The organism is Brucella pseudogrignonensis, assembly GCF_032190615.1.
GTDB lineage: Bacteria > Pseudomonadota > Alphaproteobacteria > Rhizobiales > Rhizobiaceae > Brucella > Brucella pseudogrignonensis_B.
In genome coordinates, this window is the sequence record NZ_JAVLAT010000002.1 from 1260199 (window position 1) to 1277517 (window position 17319).

Sequence of the window (17319 nt, forward strand, 5' to 3'; positions counted from 1 at the left end):
ACGAATCAAATGTAAGTTCTCACACTTATTTACAATGAACCAATTAAGTTGAACGAGGACGCGAGAAAGTTGACTGAATTGTTTGCTCTTTTCCGCACCACAGCTTTGGCGAGCCTGATCGGCATTTTTACAGCGACGGCTCCCACGTATGCAGAAACCGCTGCCACGCCAGATTACGCACTTTCAATGCACGGTGATGTGGCCCTGCCCGCTGACTTTACGCATTTCCCATACGCCAACCCCGATGCGCCGAAAGGTGGAACGCTCAGAATGGGCGTTGTTGGCACTTTCGATAGCCTCAATCCATTTGTGCTGAAAAGCATGCGCACAACAGCACGCGGGTTGTTTGGTGATCAAGACTTTGGCAATCTTGTCTACGAAACGCTGATGCAGCGCTCCCGCGATGAACCTTTCACGCTTTATGGATTGTTAGCAGAGAAAGTCGCCGTTGACCCTGAACGCAAATGGGTCGAATTCACCCTTAATCCAAAAGCCAAATGGTCTGATGGCGAGCCTGTCACTGTGGATGACGTGCTCTTCACCTATGAGATTCTCACTGAAAAGGGCCGCCCGCCCTTCAACAATCGCATGAGCCGCATCGACAAGATCGAAAAGACCGGCGAACGCTCGGTGCGATTTAATTTTAATGAGCAATCTGATCGTGAATTTCCAATGCTGATTGCCGGAACGATGCCCGTTCTGCCAAAGCACGCCATTGATCCGGCTACCTTTGGTAATTCCACGCTTAAACCACCTGTTGGCAGTGGGCCTTATATTGTGTCGAGCGTCCAACCCGGCCAGCGGATCATTTACAAACATAATCCCGATTATTGGGGCAAAGACCTGGCCGTCCGTCGCGGCTTCGATAATTTCGATATATTCAGCATCGAGTATTATCGCAATGAGACCGCGTTGTTTGAGTCTTTCAAGAAGGGGCTTCTTGACGTTTTCATTGACGCAAACCCAACCCGCTGGGAAAAATCTTATAATTTCCCCGCCGTGGAACAGGGCAAAGTCGTTAAGGAAAATTTTGAAAAAGGCACACCAGCCAACATGCTGGGATTTGTCTTCAACACGCGACGCCCGGTGTTTGAAGATCCACGTGTCAGGCAAGCACTCGGCCTTCTGTTTGATTTCGAATGGGCTAACCGAAATCTCTTTGCCGATCAATACAAGCGATTGCAGAGCTTCTGGGAAGGCTCGGAACTGTCATCCATTGGCAAGCCCGCTGATGCGCGTGAACGTGAATTGCTTGCTCCTTTTCCCAAAGCGGTGCGCAACGATGTCATGGAAGGCACTTGGCATCCGTCTACCACTGATGGCACAGGCCATGATCGCGGACCGGCCAAACAGGCTTATGAACTTTTAACTGAAGCTGGCTTTTCTTTTGAACACGGCAAAGCAATCGACCCGTCCGGCAAGCCTTTGCAGTTTGAAATCATGACGCGTTCGCCAGATGAGGAAAAAGTAGCGCTGGCCTATAAGCGCAATCTTGCACGTCTTGGCATTGATGTGGCAATCAGAAGCGCCGACGATGCACAATACCAGCAGCGGCTGCAAACCTTCGATTATGACATGATCCTTGGAGCTTTGACTGGATCTCTATCCCCCGGCAATGAGCAATGGCAGCGCTGGGGTTCTGCATCGCGTGATGCACAGGGGAGCTTCAACTACCCGGGCGTCGCAGATCCAGCGGTGGATGCCATGATCGAAGCGATGCTCGCAGCGCGTGAGCGTGAGGATTTCGTTAGTGCCGTGCGCGCACTCGACCGCATTCTCATATCAGGCAATTACTACATCCCCCTGTATTATCTACCTTATCAGTGGGTTGCGCGTTGGGACCAGATCGGTCATCCGGGCAAGGCTTCGCTTTACGGTTATCAGTTACCAACATGGTGGAAAGTCACCCCCTAACACAGGTTGAACTCTTTCTAATTCAACCTACATTTCCAAAGTAAAAGCTATGCAAGCGGGAGGAGGGTTCTCCTGCTTGTCGAACGGAGCACCTCATGACCGGAAGAAAAATCACCATCGACGTTGTGTCTGATGTCGTTTGCCCCTGGTGTTTCGTGGGAAAAAAAAGGCTTGAACAGGCACTTGAATTAGCGCCTGAGGTTGATGCTGAAGTGCGCTGGCGTCCTTACCAGCTCGATCCGGCAATTCCTGCACAAGGCAAGGATCGCCAAGCCTATATGCGCGAAAAATTCGGTACGGGTTCTAAGATTGACGACATTCACAAACAGCTTGTGGAGCTTGGTGAAGAAAACGACATCGTTTTTGATTTTGACGCAATCACCCGTGCGCCCAATACTCTCGATGCGCATCGCATAATCCATTGGGCTGCACAGGCTGGTCCGGGATTGCAAGACAAGCTGGTCGGCAGACTGTTCTCGCTCTATTTTGAGCAAGGGCAGGATATTGGCGATCACGATGTGCTTGTTGATGCTGCTGCAAGTGTCGGCATGGAAGCGCCCATCGTCGCAAGACTTTTGCAAAGCGACGCCGACAAGGATGCTATCCGCGAAGAAATCGACACCGCCAATCGCATTGGTGTGCGCGGCGTCCCATGTTTCATCATCGATCAGAAATATGCCGTCATGGGTGCACAGTCAGCTTCAGCCCTTGCCGATGCCATTCAGCAGACCGCAGAAGGATTTGAACCGGGTATTTCAGAAGATCGGTAAAACGGATCAACGGCGGGTTAACCCGCCGCAATCTTCGCAAGTTGAGTCATAATAACTGCCGAGCCATTCAGTCGCTTTTCAGGCGTGGACCAATCCCGAATGAAAACAATGCTCTGATCGGGCCGGATTTTGGCCATAGAACCGTGTTCACCGATCATCTTCACCAGCCCGACCGGATTGTTAAACGTCGCATTGCGGAACTGGATCACTACACCCTTTGGACCTGCATCGAGCTTCTCGACGTTGGCGCGGCGACAGAGTGCTTTGATATATACGATTTTCAGCAGATGCTGCACTTCTTCCGGCATCGGGCCGAAACGGTCGATCAACTCTGCACCAAATGCATCAATTTCCTGCGGCTCAGCGAGATCGGCCAGGCGACGATAAAGCCCAAGACGTAATTGCAGATCCGGCACATAGGCTTCTGGAATCATCACAGCCGTACCGATCGCAATCTGTGGTGACCACTGGCTGTCTTCAACTTCGATCGTACCCTTAAGCGTGGCAACAGCTTCTTCCAGCATTTGCTGATAAAGCTCGAAGCCCACTTCCTTGATATGACCGGATTGTTCTTCACCAAGCAGATTGCCTGCCCCTCGAATATCCATGTCATGGCTTGCGAGCTGGAAGCCCGCGCCAAGTGTATCGAGCGACTGCAGAACCTTGAGGCGGCGCTCGGCAGTCGTTGTCAGTGTGCGACCAGCAGGTAAGGTAAACAGCGCAAAGGCGCGCTGCTTGGAGCGGCCAACACGTCCCCGCAACTGGTAAAGTTGCGCCAAACCGAACATATCGGCGCGATGCACGATCATCGTATTGGCCGTCGGAATATCAAGGCCCGATTCCACGATGGTCGTCGACAGCAGCACATCATATTGCCCGTCATAGAAGGCATTCATGATGTCGTCGAGCATACCCGGCGCCATCTGGCCATGCGCCACGGCCACTTTCAGTTCTGGCACATGGTCCTTCAGGAACTCTTCGATCTCTGTGAGATCGGCAATGCGCGGGCAGACATAGAAGCTTTGACCGCCACGATAGCGCTCGCGAAGCAAAGTTTCGCGGATCACCAGCGGATCAAACGGCGACACAAAGGTTCGCACAGCCATACGATCAACAGGCGGCGTGGTAATCAGTGAAAGCTCGCGCACGCCTGTCAAAGCCAGCTGCAATGTGCGCGGTATAGGCGTAGCCGAAAGTGTCAGGACATGAATGTCCGACTTCAGTTCCTTGAGCCGTTCTTTGTGCTTCACACCAAAATGCTGCTCTTCGTCAATAATAAGCAAACCGAGGTTTCTGATCTTGATGGAGTTGCCCAACAGTGCATGGGTGCCAACCACAATATCAACTGTCCCATCTTCAAGGCCCTTCTTCGTAGCAGCCAGCTCTTTGGTGCCAACAAGACGCGATGCATGTGCGACATTGACCGGCAGACCATGGAAACGCGTCGAGAAAGTCTTGAAATGCTGGCGCGACAGAAGCGTGGTCGGCACGACGACTGCCACTTGAAAGCCGCTCAAGGCCGCAACGAAAGCAGCACGCAATGCAACTTCCGTCTTGCCGAAGCCAACGTCACCGCAAATGAGACGATCCATTGGCTTGCCTGCACCCAGATCGTCGGTGATGGCATCGATGGCGCGCAGCTGATCTTCGGTTTCGTCATAAGGGAAACGCGCAGCAAACTCCGCATACAGCCCTTCCGGTGGCTGCATAACCGGCGCGCCACGCATCTGTCGTTCGGCTGCAATCTGGATCAGATGACCGGCAATCTCTAGCAGGCGCTTCTTAAGCTTGGCTTTGCGCATCTGCCATGCGCCGCCGCCAAGCTTATCAAGAACTGCTTCCGATCCTTCCGATCCGAAGCGAGAGAGCAGCTCGATATTTTCAACTGGCAGGAACAGCCGATCATCGCCCGCATAATGAATTTCAAGACAATCATGTGGCGCACCGGCAGCCGTAATTGTCTTAAGACCGATGAAGCGACCAATACCGTGATCGACGTGAACCACGATATCGCCAGCCGAAAGCGAAGCCGCTTCCGAGATGAAATCCTGATCGCGCTTGCGGCGTTTGGAACGGCGTACAAGGCGATCGCCCAGAATATCCTGTTCGGCAACGACAACGAGATCGCCTGCATCAAAGCCGCTTTCAACAGCCAGAACCGCGGCCGTGATCTTGTCACGCGACAGTGCTTTGACCGTTGAAAGTCGATCCACCGTCTCGATCTTTTCAAGACCATGCTCGTCCAGCACCTGCAAAAGACGATCCAGCGAACCTTCCGACCATGCGGCAATCAACACTTTTTTGCCAGCCACGCGCAGATCAGCGATGTATTTAACCGCCGCTTCAAACAGGTTCACATCGGTCGCAGCGCGCTCTTCCGCGAAGCTGCGCCCCTTGTGCACATCAGCATGAACAACCGTGCAGCCTGAGACTTCCGGCGTGCCGAACGGTGTCAGATCAATCCGCAAACCATTCGTTTCTGCAATTGCTTCAACTTCGCGGGGCGTCAGATAAAGCGCTTCCGGCTTAACCGGCTTATACGGGACGGCATCGCTGCCCGGCTCTTTGCCTTCGGACTGTCGCAGACGCGACTCAAAATGATCGACGACCATCGTATGACGTTCAGTCAGCGCTTCGTGCACCAGATGATCGAACACCACCGGCATGTCGCCCGCATGATCGAAAATGGTTTCGAGATTGTCATAGAACAGTGGCAACCAATGTTCCATGCCTGCAAAGCGGCGGCCTTCGCTAATCGCCTGATAAAGCGCATCATCGCGCTGCGGCGCGCCGAACATCGCAACGTAATTCTTGCGGAAACGGCTGATCATATCCGGCGAGAGCGAAATTTCGCTCATAGGCTGAAGCACGAATTCCTTACGTGAACCTGTGGTGCGCTGCGATGCGGGGTCGAACGCGCGAATTGTTTCGAGTGTGTCGCCAAAGAAATCCAGCCGCAGCGGCTCTTCTGAACCCGGCGCATAAAGATCGAGAATGCCACCGCGAACTGCATATTCGCCAATGTCACGCACAGTCGAAACACGTTCAAAACCATTGCGCTCCAACCGTGCGCTCAGATCATTCATATTGAGCTGATTACCAGGGCGGGCGGAAATCACCTGTTCGGCGATTGCCGCCTGTGGTGGCAGCTTTTGCAGAATAGCGTTGGCAGTTGTGATAATGACAGCTGGATGCGGCGTTTTCTTGAGCGATGCCAAAGCAGCCAGTGCTGCGAGCCTGCGCGCCGATGCATCAGCCCCCGGCGACACACGATCATATGGCAGACAGTCCCATGCTGGTAGATGCAGCACAGGAAGATCGGGCGAAACAAAGTTCAGCACCTGTTCCAGATCAGCAATGCGCTGGCCATCGCGCACAATATACAAGACAGGCCCGCGTTCTCCGATCTCTTCGACCAAACGCGCAAGACAAAAAGCCTCGAAACCGTCGGCAACGCCGTCGATAACGATATGCTTGCCATTTTTAACGCTCGGGCCGGTTTTAAGACCAAATTTGCTGAATACGGGCATGGGACTTATTCTCAGAATTCTATGCGGTCACGGAATGCGATGATGTCTCGGAACAGCGGCGTATCATATTCCTTTGGTGTTTCGCTTTCGCCTGTCACCCACTTCAGAAGATCTCGGTCGAGCACCTCAAGAATCTGCTCAAACTCATCCAGCTGTGCATCGGTGAAGGTTGGAAGATATTCATCGGCATATTGCCCAAGGATCAAATCCATCTCGCGCATACCACGATGCCATGCGCGAAACAGAAGCTTGCGACGCCTTACATCAAGTTTTCCTGCCGCAAGTGTGCTGCCAGTCATTGTTTGAGCGCTCCATTAACAAATATGTCGCCGGTATATAGCATCTCGAACGAAAGTGGGAACCCGTTTCCGCAATAAGAACAAAAATAGTACAAAACTATTTCAAAGGCTTGCGCAGAAAAGCAAAGCAGTTAATGCTCCTGCTATGCGTCCGTCTGTGCTTGATCCATTTTTCGCTTCCGTCCGCTCGCTTTCTGGTATTGGCCCGAAAGTGGCAGCTTTGCTTGGCAAACTTTTGGGCACAGACGTGCCGGGAGCTGAACCCAAAGTCGGCCAGCTTCTGTTTCTGCCGCCGAACAGCGTTATCGACCGGCGCAATCGCCCCGGCATCGCTTTTGCGCAGGAAGGCGCAATTGTTACGCTGGAAGTGAAAATCGATCAGCACCAGCCTCCACCACGCGGAAAAGGCAATGTCCCGCATCGTGTGATCGCACATGATGATACTGGCGAAATCGTCCTCACCTTTTTCCATGCGCAACTGCCATGGCTTGAAAAAACGTTGCCCGAAGGCGAAACTGTCATCGTTTCAGGCAAGGTTGAATGGTTTAACGGACGCGCTTCAATGGTGCATCCCGATTATATCGCCAGCTTAGAGGATGCGGCCAATCTGCCGATGGTTGAGCCGGTTTACCCGCTAACTGCCGGACTTTCATCGAAAACGCTTGGTCGCGCGATGAAAGAAGCACTCACCCGCGTGCCTGTTCTGCCCGAATGGATCGATGGGCCGCTGATTTCGCGGGAGCGCTTTACCGCTTTCAAAGATGCACTCAATACGATGCATCTGCCGGAAGACCCGAGCGATATAGCGCTTGAAGGCATCACACGGCGCAGGTTGGCCTATGACGAATTTTTGGCCGGACAACTTGCTTTGGCACTGGTGCGAGCCAAAACGCGCCGACTTTCAGGGCGTCCGCTTGACGGCACTGGCCGCATTGTGACTGAAATCATGCGCCATCTGCCCTATAAGCTTACCAAAGGTCAGGATCAGGCAGTTCGTGAGATCATCACTGATCTGAAATCACCAGAACGCATGCTACGACTGCTGCAAGGGGATGTGGGTTCGGGCAAGACAATCGTTGGCCTTTTATCAATGGCACATGCAGCTGAATCCGGTGGGCAGTCTGCATTGATGGCGCCCACAGAAGTGCTGGCGCGACAACATTTTGCGACGATTGCTCCGCTGGCTGAAAAAGTAGGCTTGAAAGTGGCTCTGCTCACTGGCCGCGATAAGGGCAAAGACCGCATTGCGACACTTGAAGGCCTGAAAAGTGGCGAAGTCGATATTATCATCGGCACACATGCGCTTTTTCAGGAAAAAGTCGAATATCACGATCTCGTCTTTGTTATTATAGATGAGCAGCATCGCTTTGGTGTGCATCAGCGTTTGATGCTGACAGCCAAAGGCACCGCACCTGATATGCTGGTTATGACGGCAACGCCGATCCCGCGCACACTCGTGCTGACTGCCTTTGGCGATATGGATGTATCCAAGCTTACCGAAAAGCCAGCTGGACGACAGCCAATCACCACGGCGATTCTACCAATGGAGCGAATGAACGAACTCGTTGAGCGCATTCGGAAAGCGATTCAAGAAGGGCAGAAAATCTACTGGATTTGTCCATTGGTGGAAGAATCCGAACTTGTTGAACTGACTTCTGCCGAAGAACGTTTTGAATCGCTGAAGCCGGTGTTTGGTAACAAGATCGGCCTCATTCATGGCCGCATGAGTGGTGGAGAAAAAGACGACGCCATGCGCGCTTTCAAGCAAGGACAAACGCGGCTTCTTGTTGCAACGACCGTCATTGAAGTTGGCGTCGATGTGCCGGATGCAACGATCATCGTCATCGAACATGCGGAACGTTTCGGCCTATCTCAATTGCACCAGCTGCGCGGACGCGTTGGTCGTGGCGACAAACCGTCCACCTGTCTTCTGCTTTATAAAGGTCCGCTTGGTGAAATTGGACAGGCGCGGCTCAAAGTAATGCGCGAAACGGAAGATGGTTTCCGCATTGCTGAAGAAGACCTGAAACTGCGCGGCGAAGGCGAATTGCTCGGCACCCGTCAATCAGGCACGCCGGGTTTCCGCCTTGCTTCGATTGAAGCACACGGTGACCTGCTGGAGATCGCCCGCAAAGATGCGCGTTACATTCTGGCGAGCGATCCCGATCTTGAAAGTGAACGCGGTCAGGCTTTGCGTGTACTGCTCTATCTCTTTGGACGCGATGAGGCGATCCGGTTGCTACGCGCTGGATAACAAAATGGCCGCATCGCTGCGGCCATTTCTGTTTTTATTCTACCGTCACCGACTTCGCCAGATTGCGTGGCTGATCGACATCAGTCCCCATTAGCAATGCTGTGTGATAGGCGAGCATCTGAATTGGCAGAGCATAAACCAGCGGTGTAATGAACTCCGGCACGTCAGGCAAAACAATGGTCGCCATCGTATCAATACTCGCGGAAGCAGCGCCCTTCTTATCGGTGATAAGAATGATACGACCGCCGCGTGCAGCCACTTCCTGCATATTGGAAACGGTCTTCTCATAAAGACGATCCGACGGCGCAATGACAATAACCGGCATGGTTTCATCGATCAGCGCAATCGGGCCGTGCTTCAATTCGCCAGCCGCATAGCCTTCAGCATGGATATAAGAAATTTCCTTGAGCTTCAGCGCGCCTTCCATAGCCAGCGGGAAGGATGTTCCGCGACCGAGATAAAGCACATGATTGACCTTGGCCAGCTCGTGGCAAACTGCTGCAATCTGGTCTTCAAGCTTCAGAACCTGATTGATGAAACGCGGCGCTTCCGAGAGCTGCCGCACCAACTCCTGCTCACGCTTATCATCAATGGTACCGCGGGCTTTTGCAGCAGCAATGACAAGCGACGCCATTGTTGAAAGCTGGCAAGTGAAAGCCTTGGTCGATGCAACACCGATTTCAGGACCGGCAAGCGTCGGGAACACGGCATCCGATTCACGGGCAATAGTCGAGCCTGTGACATTCACCACAGAAGCGATCTTCAGACCCTGTGACTTACAGTAACGCAGCGATGCAAGTGTATCAGCCGTTTCACCAGACTGAGAAACAAACATCGCGAGCGAATCTTTTGAAAGCGGCATTTCGCGATAGCGGAATTCCGAAGCAATATCGCTATCGACTGGCAGACGTGCGATCTGCTCAAACCAGTATTTGCCAACAGAAGCTGCATAAAAAGCTGTGCCGCAGGCAGAAATCGTCAAGCGATCAATCTTGCTGAAATCTATGCTGACTGCTTCCGGACGCACCTTACCGGTGGTGAAGTCGAGATAATTGGCAAGCGTGTGCGAAATCACTTCCGGCTGCTCAAACATCTCTTTCTGCATGAAGTGACGGTGATTGCCCTTCGAGACCAACATATTGGCTGACTGCGACTTCTGAATTGCGCGCTCAACCTCTACATTGTTCTCGTCATAGACGGTCACGCCCTTGCGGGTCAGCACGGCCCAGTCGCCATCTTCAAGATAAGCAATCGTATCGGTGAACGGCGAGAGCGCAATAGCGTCAGAGCCGAGGAACATTTCGCCGTCACCATAGCCAACGGCCAGTGGTGGTCCCTGACGGGCACCAATCAGCGTTTCTTCATCGCCTTCAAATAGGAAAGCGAGAGCAAAAGCACCCTGCAACAATGGCAGACAATCGCGTACGGCTTCAACTGGCGATTTGCCCTTATTCAGTTCGCGGGTCACGAGATGTGCAACAGCTTCGGTATCGGTTTCGGTCTCAAACTTGTAGCCTTCAGCTGAAAGCATAGCCCGCAGTTCGGCAAAATTTTCGATAATGCCGTTATGGACCACAGCCAACCGTGGCGTGATATGCGGATGCGCATTGCGCTCAACAGGCTTGCCATGTGTGGCCCAGCGGGTATGGCCAATGCCAATCACGCCCGGAAGTGGCTCGCCTGCCAGACGCTTTTCCAGATTGACCAGCTTGCCTTCCGCGCGACGGCGGTCAAGCTTTCCACCCAGCAGCGTAGCAATACCAGCGGAATCATAGCCGCGATATTCAAGCCGCTTCAGCGCATCAACCAGACGCGGTGCAACTTCGTCATTGCCGATGATGCCGATAATTCCACACATAGAGTGCTCCAAATCCAAGATTCACGCATATAGCTGCGATTTAAAACTTATAAAGCAGAACGGCAACCCGGAGGATTGCCGCTATTGTCATCCAATGGTCTTTTATTTCTTTGCCGTTTTAGCCGCTTTGATGGCAGCGTACTTCTCACGCAGCAGCTTTCCACGACCTTCTTTCGTTTCCTGTCGTGCGCGACCAAAAGCCAAAGCGTCGGCAGGCACATCATCCGTGATCGTGCTACCAGACGCAATATAGGCATTGTTGCCAATTGATACCGGCGCAACAAGCGAGCTGTTGGATCCAACAAATGCGTTTTCGCCGATCACGGTTTTATACTTGTTATAGCCGTCGTAATTGCAGGTGATCGTACCTGCGCCGATATTGCTGGATGCTCCAACCACCGCATCGCCGATATAGGTGAGATGGTTGATCTTTGCGCCCTTGCCGACTTCTGCATTTTTCACTTCGCAGAAATTGCCAACTTTTGATTTTTCGCCAAGATTTGCACCGGGACGCAAGCGCGCAAACGGTCCAATCTCTGCGTTGACACCAATCTTTGCGCCTTCAATATGCGAAAAAGCATGGATCAACGCGCCCGATGCGACATGCACGTTTGGTCCGAAGAATACATTCGGCTCAATAATTACATCAGCTTCGACCAGCGTATCGTGCGAGAAGAACACGGTTTCAGGAGCGATCAACGTCACACCGGCCAGCATCATTTCCTGACGCTTACGATTCTGCCAGATGTTTTCCGCAACAGAAAGCTCTGCGCGATTGTTGATGCCAATCACATTATCGACCGGCACTTCAATCGCTACAACATTCAGGCCCTTGCCATGGGCGAGAGCGACGATGTCAGTGAGATAATATTCACCCTTGGCGTTTTTGTTATCAACCGCATCGAGCAATGAAAGTGCGTGCGCACCCCGAACTGCCATCAAGCCGCCATTGCAGAAGCCGATTTCCTTCTGCTCGTCGGTTGCTTCTTTTTCTTCGATAATGGCGACAAGTTTGCCGCCCTCTTCAATCAAACGACCATAACCGTGCGGGCTTTCAGGACGGAAACCGATAACGACAACATCTGCGCCTCCCGCAAGCTTATTGCGTGCGGCCTGCAATGAATGCGCTTCGATCAGCGGCGTATCGCCAAATACGATCAGCAGATCATCATATCCGCGTTCAATCGCTTCGCGTGCGGCCAAAACTGCGTGCGCAGTACCAAGCCGCTCTTTCTGCTCGAAAGCAGAAACAGCATCAGCAACTTTTTCAACAGCGCCGCGTACTTCATCAGCACCACGTCCAACGACCAGCGCTACGTCGCTTTTGCCGGTACCTTGCACAGCTTTGACCACGTGAGAGACCAGCGGCAGGCCAGCCACCTGATGCAGAACTTTTGGCAGGTTCGATTTCATACGTGTGCCTTCGCCAGCGGCAAGCACGATGGAAAGGCAGGTACGGTCGGTCATTTTATCGTCCAGAATGATTGAAGGCTTCTCTGCTCAATAGCATCAAAGCGTATATGGAAGCTTACGGCTCGTTATCCAAGTCTGCCCAATGCCGGGAACGTTTCAAGAAGCCAGAATGAGAAAGACTGCATCCCGCCCGTCAGAAACAAAATACCGGCAAGGATTAGAAGCACACCCATCACCTTCTCAACCTTGCCGAGATGCACACGGAAGCGCGACAAAAATCGCATGAATGCACCAGAGAAAAGTGCAGCAATCAAAAACGGAATACCAAGGCCAAGCGAATAGACTGCCAGCAGTGCAGCGCCTTCACCGACAGTGCTGCTACCGCCTGCTAAAGTGAGAATTGGCCCCAGCACCGGACCGATGCACGGTGTCCAGCCCAAGGCAAAAGCCAGCCCCATGACATAAGCGCCCAATGGCGTTGCAGGTGCACTACGCGCCTGAAAACGCGCTTCGCGCGAAAGAAATGAAAAGCGAAGAACGCCGAGGAAGTTGAGGCCCATCAGTATAATGACAATGCCTGCAACCATTGCGATTTCCTGCTGCCACATACGCAGGAATGCGCCAATCGATGATGCACCGGCACCAAGGGCTACAAAAACAGTGGTAAAGCCAAGAACAAAGCAAATAGCTGCAAAAGCAAGTGAGCGGCGATGGTTTGGTGCCGCAGCGACTCGCGCTTCTTTTTCCGCGCGAAAATCTTCAACGCTTACACCTGCCATGTAACAAAGATATGGCGGGACCAACGGCAATACACAGGGCGAAAGAAATGACAATGCCCCTGCCCCGGCTGCTGTTAAATAAGAAACACTAAGCACTAAAACCTCATTCTTCACATAAATCGGTTCTTATCTGATACAGATAAATTACTCTATTCATTTGTTTTTGAACAAACCTGAAAAATATTTGTTTTGTCCAGAGCACTTGCGGTGACCGCAGTTTACTGGCCTTATAACGCTGCTGCGACATTAATTTAAATATTTTTAATACCGCATATCATTCGAACACAAGTTCGCCCCAAAGCGGGATCATTTGCCAGATTTTAGATTGCTCCAGACTGGACAGCGCTCCGATGAGCTTAATTGACGATAAAGAACCTTCTTCAGCTCAGCCCCCAAAGAGGTCATCTTTCGGCTGGCTGAAACGGTACCAGCACTTTTTGTTTCCAATCGCGGGCATCGCAATCGCGCTGCTGGCGATTTATGTTCTCGGTAATCTACTTCAAAACACCTCGCGCAAAGAGACGCTTGATGCATTCCATGAAATGCCATGGACCATCATCGGCCTTGCGGTCCTGTTTACGATGCTCAGCTATGCAGCAGTTGCACTTTACGACGTCGTTGCAGTCGACACCATCGCACCCAATCAGATTCCCCGCCGTATCGCTGCGGTTGCGGGTGCCGCCGGGTATGCGATCTCAAACGCCATTGGCTTTTCGCTGCTGACAGGCGGGGCACTTCGCTACCGTATTTATGCAGCGGAAGGTATCAGTCTCGCCGACATTGGCAAGATCGTTGGCACCTCATGGTTTGCAATCTGGTTTGCGCTCATCATCATGGTAGGGGCCGCCCTTCTGATCGATCCGCAGGATGTACCGTGGATTTCGACTATTGATCCCCGAATTGATATCTTCGCGGGTATTATTATTCTGGGTGGGATCGCCTGGCTCATCTACTGGCTTTCCCATGGACAACGTACGCTGCGCATCGGCTCAATAAATCTGCGATTGCCAAACTCAAAGGGCGCTATCACCCAAATTTTCGCTGGCCTCGTCGATGTTGGTGCTGCGGCAGCAACGCTTTACGTTCTGATGCCTCAGGATGCTGTTCCAAGCTTCGCAGTTTTCTCACTCGTTTACGTAATTGCGATTGTTCTTGGTATCGCAAGTCATGCGCCGGGCGGTCTTGGTGCCTTTGAAGCGACCATCATCGCGGGTCTGGGGATTGGCGATAATCCGCAGGCGATTGCCGGTCTGCTGGCCTACCGCGTCATTTATACAGTGATGCCGCTCGTAGTTTCGACGATTGGCCTGCTCATCTGGGAAGCGATGCGCCGCAGGCAAATGCTTGGGCGACAAGCGAAATTTGCAAAACGCCTTGTCGAGCCGCTGATACCAGGGCTTTCCGCCAGCATTATCTTCCTTGGCGGCATTATCCTGCTGGTGTCGGGCGCAACACCCGATATGCGCTATCGTGTTAAAATCCTTTCGGGCCTTGTTCCAGAGTTTTTTGTAGAGACATCGCATCTTGCCGCAAGTCTTGTTGGCGTTGCTCTGCTCATTGTCGCACGTGGCTTGTTCAAACGCCTTGAGCGCGCATGGATTGCGGCTATCGTTCTTCTTCTGTTTGGTGCTGTTTTCTCGATTTCGAAGGGCCTGGACTGGGAAGAAGCAAGCATTCTCTGCGTCTTTGCGCTGGCTCTTTGGGGGTTTCGGGACTCTTTTTATAGGCGTCCTATTTCTGGCCCCTTTGAATTGAGCTGGAGCTGGATTGCTTCAGTCGGCACGACGGTGATTGTCTCGACATGGCTCGGTTTCTTCGTCTATCGCCATGTCGAATACTCCAACAATTTATGGTGGGATTTCGCGTGGAACGATAATGCGCCGCGCTTCCTGCGCGCAACAGTTCTGGTCTTTGCAGTTGTCGCAGCATTTGGTCTGCATTCAATCATCAACCGTCATAGCCAGCGTAAACGCAAACGCGACTATTCAATCCCCGATGCAGTTCCAACACTCGTCGCGGAATGTCCGCATACCGATGCGGCACTCGCTATGCTGGGTGACAAGCAATTCTTGCTGGCACCCGACGACAGCGCCTTCATCATGTATGCCCAATCAGGCGGTAGTTTAATTGCGTTGGGTGAGCCGATCGGCGCGGCGCAAAGCGGCAAAGACCTCGCATGGGCATTCCACACTCTTGCTGACAAAATGGCGCTTCGAACAGTATTCTACGGAGTTGGTCCACAAAGCCTGCCGCTATTTCTTGATATGGGGCTTGTTGCCCTCAAGCTGGGCGAAGTTGCGCGCGTAAACCTTGCAGACTTTTCTTTGGAAGGTCCGCGCAGGCAACCCTTCCGTTATGCGGATCGTAAAGTTGATAAAGACGGACTAAGTTTTGAAGTCATTGACGTGAAAGACGTGCCGCCACTCGTGCCACGCCTGCGCGAAATCTCTGACGCATGGCTGGACCATAAGTCTGGCAGCGAAAAAGGCTTTTCGCTTGGCTATTTCGACGATGATTATATGAAGCGCTTCGATGCTGCCGTTCTCAAAAAAGACGGTGAGATTGTCGCCTTTGCCAATCTTTGGCGGGGAGCCGACAAATACGAAATCACCGTCGATCTCATGCGTTACATGCCGAACGTGCATAAGTTGCTGATGGACGCACTTTTTGCCAAACTGCTCATGTATAGCAAAGATCAGGGCTACAAATGGTTTAATCTGGGCGCCGCACCGCTCTCTGGCCTAAACCGAAGCAGACTGGCGTCACGTTGGAATCGCTTCGGCTCATTCATCTACAGGCGCGGCGCTGATCTTTATCACTTTGATGGCCTGAAAGCCTTCAAGGAAAAATTCGATCCCGTCTGGACACCGCATTATATGGTCTGTCCTGGTGGTCTCGAAACACCGCGTGCGCTTATCGATGCAACAACCCTGATTAATGGCAGCCCTCTGGAGTTTATCCGCAAATGAAGAAGCGACGCATTCTTTTGACAGTCTTCGGACTGGCGCTGCTTGGTGCAGCAGGTGCTTATGCTGCAATGCATTCGGGCAAGATCGCTCGTCATTGGGCACAGTTCTTCAATGCTGACGAGCCCGTCATCCATGCCAGTGCAGAGCGACTTTCAAACATTCCGGTCTATATGCCGAAAGGAGATCCGGTCGGGCTCTCCATATTGCTGAGCGACGAAAACGGCATCGGCGATAATGAGCGCAGCTATATGGATGCGATGCTTGCCCGAAACATCATCGTGCTTCCGGTCGAACTCGGCCCGTGGCGGGCAGCACTCGATAAGGAAGACGGTGAGTGCAATTATCTCGACTCTGACTTTGAAGCCATTGCTAAGGAAGCGCTGCGCGGACTGGATCTGGATGTCTACTTCCATCCGGTTGTTACCGGCATTGGACAGGGCGCCACAATTGCTTATGCTGCTGCCTCCGACTCTCCGGATGCCACGATTGCCGGTGCAATCGCTCTCGACCCAACGCCGGCAAAAACCCGGCTGCCCTCTTGCACGGAGGAAGCGGACGCCGTCAAAGCCCCGGGCGGTGGTTTCACTTATGAATATGATGCGAAAATGCCTGCACCAACGCTTGTGATTGGCCCGGCAGGCTCGCAAGTCAACAATCCATTGGAAGCACGACAGAAAAAAGTAGCCGTCTTGCAATCCGGACCGGATTTCGCCTCTCGTATGAAGATAGCGGTCGACAATGTGGTTGCCATGGCGGATCAGGACGCCAAAAACGAAGCACTGCCTATCGTTGACCTTCCAGCCAAAGGTGGAAAGGCTGAAATGGTTGCGGTGTTTTACTCAGGCGACGGCGGCTGGCGCGATCTCGACAAATCCATTGGCGAATGGCTGCAAGCAAATGGCGTTCACGTTATCGGCGTCGACTCACTCCGCTATTTCTGGTCAGAGCGGACGCCTGAAGAAATTGCGCGTGATACAACAGCCATGATCCAGAAAGCTGATCCGACAAACAAACTTCCAGTCACGGTTTTGGGCTATTCGTTTGGCGCAGATACCTTTCCCTTCGCGTGGAAATATCTGGACCCGGCCATGCAAGATCGCACGAAGATGATTGGCCTCTTGGGCGTAGAAACAACGACGACTTTTCAGGTTTCCATTGAAGGCTGGCTTGGAATGGATGGGGACAAAGATGTCGTGCCAGCCATCTCAACCATCCCGCTTGATCGCGTGGTCTGTGTTTACGGCGAGGAAGAAGACGATACTGCTTGTACCGCGCCAGAACTCAAAGGCGCTGATCTGATGAAGCTCGCTGGCGGTCATCACTTCGATGAAAACTATGAGCCAATTGCAGCTGCTCTCTATGAGAAAATGCGCTCACACGCTGGCTTGCCACCACGTCCAGCGAGCTAGAATATATAAAGGCACGGAGACAAGTCGGTGTCTTTATCGTTTCAGTTTTGGCGGTCGCGTGCAGTTTCCAGCACACCAAATGGGGTACTTGAAACACCAAGTTCTGCCCATACATTGCTGTATC

General features: G+C 52.6%; 10 protein-coding genes. 5 read left to right on the forward strand and 5 right to left on the reverse strand.

The window, feature by feature from the left end; all coding sequences use genetic code 11:
- Positions 1 to 186 precede the first annotated feature (186 nt).
- Entirely contained in the window at positions 187 to 1914 is a 1728-nt protein-coding gene (locus RI570_RS17135) for an extracellular solute-binding protein (RefSeq protein WP_313830081.1), read from the forward strand.
- Between the two features lie 95 nt (positions 1915 to 2009).
- Positions 2010 to 2684 carry a DsbA family protein gene (locus RI570_RS17140; RefSeq protein ID WP_313829846.1) on the forward strand — a complete coding sequence of 225 codons (675 nt, stop codon included), beginning with the start codon at positions 2010 to 2012 and terminating at the stop codon, positions 2682 to 2684.
- 17 nt (positions 2685 to 2701) lie between these two features.
- Here the strand turns inward: RI570_RS17140 and mfd are convergent, their stop codons facing one another.
- Both mfd and RI570_RS17150 read right to left on the reverse strand, forming a co-directional pair.
- Positions 2702 to 6214 (reverse strand): transcription-repair coupling factor, encoded by a 3513-nt coding sequence (gene mfd / locus RI570_RS17145; protein ID WP_313829847.1) that lies wholly within the window; start codon positions 6212 to 6214, stop codon positions 2702 to 2704.
- 11 nt (positions 6215 to 6225) lie between these two features.
- Positions 6226 to 6513, reverse strand: a complete 288-nt coding sequence (locus RI570_RS17150; RefSeq protein WP_313829848.1) for a succinate dehydrogenase assembly factor 2 — start codon at positions 6511 to 6513, stop codon at positions 6226 to 6228.
- Positions 6514 to 6658: 145 nt separating this feature from the next.
- Here RI570_RS17150 and recG point away from each other — a divergent pair, with 145 nt between their 5' ends.
- Positions 6659 to 8767 (forward strand): ATP-dependent DNA helicase RecG, encoded by a 2109-nt coding sequence (recG, locus tag RI570_RS17155; RefSeq protein WP_313829849.1) that lies wholly within the window; start codon positions 6659 to 6661, stop codon positions 8765 to 8767.
- A 34-nt stretch (positions 8768 to 8801) separates the two neighbouring features.
- Here recG and glmS read toward each other — a convergent pair whose 3' ends face one another.
- The 3 genes from glmS to RI570_RS17170 all read right to left on the reverse strand — a co-directional run bounded on the left by glmS (position 8802) and on the right by RI570_RS17170 (position 12913).
- Complete coding sequence (glmS, locus tag RI570_RS17160) at positions 8802 to 10625, reverse strand: glutamine--fructose-6-phosphate transaminase (isomerizing) (protein ID WP_313829850.1); 1824 nt, start codon at positions 10623 to 10625, stop codon at positions 8802 to 8804.
- Between the two features lie 102 nt (positions 10626 to 10727).
- Positions 10728 to 12092, reverse strand: a complete 1365-nt coding sequence (gene glmU / locus RI570_RS17165; protein WP_313829851.1) for a bifunctional UDP-N-acetylglucosamine diphosphorylase/glucosamine-1-phosphate N-acetyltransferase GlmU — start codon at positions 12090 to 12092, stop codon at positions 10728 to 10730.
- Positions 12093 to 12163: 71 nt separating this feature from the next.
- A complete protein-coding gene (locus RI570_RS17170; protein ID WP_313829852.1) occupies positions 12164 to 12913 on the reverse strand; it encodes a cytochrome c biogenesis CcdA family protein in 750 nt (249 codons plus the stop codon).
- Between the two features lie 254 nt (positions 12914 to 13167).
- Here RI570_RS17170 and mprF point away from each other — a divergent pair, with 254 nt between their 5' ends.
- Both mprF and RI570_RS17180 read left to right on the forward strand, forming a co-directional pair.
- Positions 13168 to 15786 carry a bifunctional lysylphosphatidylglycerol flippase/synthetase MprF gene (gene mprF / locus RI570_RS17175; protein ID WP_313829853.1) on the forward strand — a complete coding sequence of 873 codons (2619 nt, stop codon included), beginning with the start codon at positions 13168 to 13170 and terminating at the stop codon, positions 15784 to 15786.
- Positions 15783 to 17195, forward strand: a complete 1413-nt coding sequence (locus RI570_RS17180) for a virulence factor family protein (RefSeq protein WP_313829854.1) — start codon at positions 15783 to 15785, stop codon at positions 17193 to 17195. Before mprF ends, RI570_RS17180 begins: the two co-directional genes overlap by 4 nt.
- The last annotated feature ends 124 nt before the right edge of the window (positions 17196 to 17319 follow it).

Bases quoted from the DNA above. Each gene is read 5' to 3' on its own strand.
- RI570_RS17135 (WP_313830081.1), top strand. From the start codon at position 187: ATGCACGGTGATGTGGCCCTGCCCGCTGACTTTACGCATTTCCCATAC.
- RI570_RS17140 (WP_313829846.1), top strand. From the start codon at position 2,010: ATGACCGGAAGAAAAATCACCATCGACGTTGTGTCTGATGTCGTTTGC.
- mfd (WP_313829847.1), bottom strand. From the start codon at position 6,214: ATGCCCGTATTCAGCAAATTTGGTCTTAAAACCGGCCCGAGCGTTAAA.
- RI570_RS17150 (WP_313829848.1), bottom strand. From the start codon at position 6,513: ATGACTGGCAGCACACTTGCGGCAGGAAAACTTGATGTAAGGCGTCGC.
- recG (WP_313829849.1), top strand. From the start codon at position 6,659: ATGCGTCCGTCTGTGCTTGATCCATTTTTCGCTTCCGTCCGCTCGCTT.
- glmS (WP_313829850.1), bottom strand. From the start codon at position 10,625: ATGTGTGGAATTATCGGCATCATCGGCAATGACGAAGTTGCACCGCGT.
- glmU (WP_313829851.1), bottom strand. From the start codon at position 12,092: ATGACCGACCGTACCTGCCTTTCCATCGTGCTTGCCGCTGGCGAAGGC.
- mprF (WP_313829853.1), top strand. From the start codon at position 13,168: ATGAGCTTAATTGACGATAAAGAACCTTCTTCAGCTCAGCCCCCAAAG.
- RI570_RS17180 (WP_313829854.1), top strand. From the start codon at position 15,783: ATGAAGAAGCGACGCATTCTTTTGACAGTCTTCGGACTGGCGCTGCTT.